Annotated in this window: 4 protein-coding genes; all 4 read left to right on the forward strand. The window is 41.5% G+C overall.

Annotated features, from left to right (window positions below):
• Positions 1 to 370 precede the first annotated feature (370 nt).
• The 4 genes from yiaA to der all read left to right on the forward strand — a co-directional run bounded on the left by yiaA (position 371) and on the right by der (position 3,740).
• On the forward strand, positions 371 to 772 hold the full coding sequence (gene yiaA, locus Q1V93_RS17150; RefSeq protein WP_300666364.1) for an inner membrane protein YiaA: 402 nt from the start codon (positions 371 to 373) through the stop codon (positions 770 to 772).
• Between the two features lie 74 nt (positions 773 to 846).
• Positions 847 to 1,401 (forward strand): hypothetical protein, encoded by a 555-nt coding sequence (locus tag Q1V93_RS17155; RefSeq protein WP_300666365.1) that lies wholly within the window; start codon positions 847 to 849, stop codon positions 1,399 to 1,401.
• 99 nt (positions 1,402 to 1,500) lie between these two features.
• The gene (gene era, locus Q1V93_RS17160) at positions 1,501 to 2,376 is read left to right on the forward strand and encodes a GTPase Era (RefSeq protein ID WP_300666367.1); all 876 of its coding nucleotides are present in this window, start codon (positions 1,501 to 1,503) and stop codon (positions 2,374 to 2,376) included.
• A 53-nt stretch (positions 2,377 to 2,429) separates the two neighbouring features.
• On the forward strand, positions 2,430 to 3,740 hold the full coding sequence (der, locus tag Q1V93_RS17165) for a ribosome biogenesis GTPase Der (RefSeq protein ID WP_300666369.1): 1,311 nt from the start codon (positions 2,430 to 2,432) through the stop codon (positions 3,738 to 3,740).
• Positions 3,741 to 3,922: the final 182 nt, after the last annotated feature.

The raw sequence follows: 3,922 nt of genomic DNA on the forward strand, positions 1-3,922 counted from the left end.
GGACACGACTCGAACGTGCGACCTTCGGGTTATGAGCCCGACGAGCTACCAACTGCTCCACCCCGCAATATATCTTTTATGTGATTCTTGCTATTTCAATTCCCCAACAGTCGTTACCGTTAGTGGAGTGCAAAGATACGCACTTTTTATCAATAAGCAAGCAAAACCGAAAAAACTTTTGATTTCTTTCTATCTCCCGCTCACGAATTCCGGATTACCAGGTAAGCCTGCCAACACTTAACCTACATAGTCACAGGCAAAATCTGCTTCAGTACGGAAAATCGCAACAAGGTCAGTTTGAGTATTGCTATACCGTTTTACTAAATTATTAGCAACTCACATCTTTGTCGAAACATTAAAACTTAAAACGATGACACAGAAACCTTCATTTGCATTTGTTGCTGCCAGCTGGGTAGCTTTCGGAACAGGCCTAATCGGATATTTCGCAGGAATTTTCGGAAATCAGGGTCTACAGCTAAGTGAAAAAGGATATTACTTCACGATTATTATGTTCGGACTGTTTTCTGTGATCAGCGTACAAAAAAGTGTGCGTGACCGCCTCGAAGGAATTCCCGTTACCGACCTGTATTACGGAATCAGTTGGTTTTGCACCGTACTTTCTATCGCTTTACTGGTAGTCGGTTTGTGGAATGCCAACATGTGGGGAAGCGAAAAAGGATTCTTTGCCTTTTCATTTGTGCTGTCACTATTCGGGGCCATTGCCATTCAAAAGAATACGCGCGATTCTATCTCTAAAGAGAAACCATTCTAAATCACACATATCCATCAGCAAGTCTGTTTATCAACCGGTAAGCAGACTTTCTTTTTTCATTCAATCTCATTCTTATGAAACACTTTTTCTTCATCACCCTCCTTTTTGCGTTCCTTACAAACCGATCCGTTTACGCCCAAACGGAAGAATGGGACGACTACTTCATGCCGGGAATCGGGTACAAAGTTTACACTCCTAAAAACAGCGCAAAACTCGGCGTTTACCAGGGAATCGTTACAGAATTTGTCATTTACGCGAAGGCTAAAAACAAACTTTCTTCTCAAAGCGGACCGGCGAGAGTAAAAACGTACGCCAATCTGAGTATTCTGAAAAGCAATCAGGATTCTGCCCGAAACATCTTTAACGTTAATTTCGGGTTGAACCTCTCTTTCGAGGGAAAATGCAACCGCAAATACCTTATTCCTTACTTCGGATTGGAAGTCGGCGGGTTGTTTCAGCGGAATTATTCTTCCATGCAGTTTACACCGGTGGCAGGAATTCAATTGTTTTCGAACAAACGGATGATCTGGACGCTCCAAGCCGGATACAACTATACGGTGAAATATTTTGAAGATTATTCCGGCATGCAATACTCCAGCACCTTTAATCTACTGCTTTGGAATAATTGATCGGATTTCTGTTCATCGTTTCTTAAAAAAGCCTACTATTCGGGCTCATTTGCAACAAACAAAATAAGAAGCGTATCTTTGTACCAAAATTTCAAAGTTATGTCTCACAAATCTGCTTTCGTAAACATTGTTGGTAGCCCGAATGTCGGTAAATCGACCCTTATGAATGGATTAGTGGGTGAAAAGCTTTCCATCGTTACTTCCAAAGCGCAAACAACCCGTCACAGAATCCATGGATTGGTGAACGGAGATGATTATCAGATCGTTTTCTCAGATACTCCGGGAGTTGTCAATGCTTCTTACAAGCTGCACGAAGCAATGATGAGTTATGTGGAAAGTTCCTTCAAAGATGCGGATATCCTGTTGTTTATTACGGACATGTCCGAATCTGAAATGAATCACAAAGAAACGTTGGAACGCATTATCAAATTGCGCATTCCTGTTTTGCTGATTTTGAATAAGATCGATTTGGGAGACCAGGCAAAACTGGAAGAACGGGTTCAGTATTGGAAAACCAAGGTTCCGAATGCGGAAATTATCCCGACTTCTGCCTTGCACAAATTCAATATCAATGTGATTTGGGACCGTATTTTGGAATTAGCTCCTGAAGGTCCGGCATATTTTGAAAAAGATGAATTATCCGATCGTCCGGTTCGTTTCTTCGTTTCAGAAATGATTCGTGAAAAGATCTTCCTGCATTGTGATAAGGAAGTTCCGTATGCCTGCCAGGTGGAGATTGAATCATACCAGGAAACGGAAACCATCACGCACATTCGTGCATTGATTATCGTGGAACGCGATTCTCAAAAAGGAATTCTGATCGGTAAAAAAGGTGAAATGCTGAAACGCATTGGCCGCGAATCACGCTTGGATATGGAAGCTTTCCTGGGTCAGAAAGTATTCCTGGAAACCTTTGTGAAAGTGGACAAAGACTGGAGAGCCAGTGAACAAAAATTGAAAAAGTACGGGTACTAAAACCCGGGATTATCTATAACGCAGTGCTGTGAAGTACGTCTAAAAACAAAAAAATGGGAAACATTATTGCCATCGTAGGACGCCCAAATGTAGGAAAGTCCACCCTATTCAACCGCTTAACCGAAAGTTCTCACGCCATTGTAAAAGAAATTAGTGGTGTGACCCGCGATCGTATTTATGGTCGGGGCGAATGGAATGGAATTCCGTTCTCCGTAATCGACACCGGAGGTTACGTAAAAGGTTCGGAAGATATTTTCGAAGGGGAAATCCGCAAGCAGGTTGAAATCGCTATTGAAGAAGCAAATGTTATTTTGTTCGTAGTGGATGCAACAACCGGAATTGTGGATCTGGATGAAACGGTTGCAGCTATTTTGCGCAAAACGAAAAAGAAAATTCTGGTAATCGCCAATAAAGTGGACAACAACGACCGTGTCGGAATGTCGGCTGAATTCTGGTCATTCGGATTGGGAGAGGTGTTTGATCTTTCCGCAGCGAATGGTTCTGGAACGGGAGAAATCCTGGATGAAGTTGTGAAATACTTCGATAAGGAAGATCCGCGCGGTGAAGAGGAAGAAGGCTTGCCCCGCATTGCAGTGGTTGGAAAACCGAATGTAGGAAAATCATCCATGATCAATGCCTTGACCGGTGAAGAACGAAACATCGTGACCAATATTTCCGGAACAACAAGAGATTCTATCGATACGCGTTACAAAGCTTTCGGGTTCGATTTCATGCTGATTGATACGGCCGGAATCCGCAAGAAAGCAAAAGTAACCGAAGACATCGAATATTATTCCGTGTTGCGTTCGGTTCGTACGATTGAAAATTCGGATATCTGTATTTTCATGATCGATGCAACGGAAGGCATTCAAAAACAAGATCTGACTATTTATTATATGATCGAAAAAAACCACAAAGGAGTGGTTGTATTGGTCAATAAATGGGATTTGGTGGAGAAAGACACCATGACGGCTGTTGAGTATGAAAAGAAATTGAGAAATGATCTGGCTCCCTACAACGATGTTCCGATCATCTTTACTTCCGCTATTACGAAACAACGTATCCACAAAGCGTTGGAAAAAGCAATGGAGGTGTATGAAAATCGTACGCGTAAAATTTCCACTTCTGAATTGAATGATAAACTACTTCCGATTATTGATAGCAATCCACCGCCATCATTGAAAGGGAAATACGTAAAAATCAAATACGTGCAACAATTACCAACACATGCTCCGGCATTTGCATTCTTCTGTAACCTGCCTCAGTACATTCCGGATTCGTACAAGCGTTTCCTGGAAAACAGACTTCGCGAGATGTATAATTTTGAAGGAGTTCCGGTTCGGGTTTACTTCAGAAAGAAGTAATAAAAGTGATTATTTCGCAACTAAAAAGTCCCGACTCACCATCGGGACTTTTTGCTTTTTTTCTTATCCGCATTTTCTCATATTTTGCAATTAGCCAAATTTAGAAATTGCCAATGGTACATTCAACTTATAAATGCAACTTTTGGTTAAACATTTCTATTGGAGATCTAAAGTTATATCTT

It is taken from the genome of Fluviicola sp. (assembly GCF_030151805.1).
GTDB lineage: Bacteria > Bacteroidota > Bacteroidia > Flavobacteriales_D > Crocinitomicaceae > Fluviicola.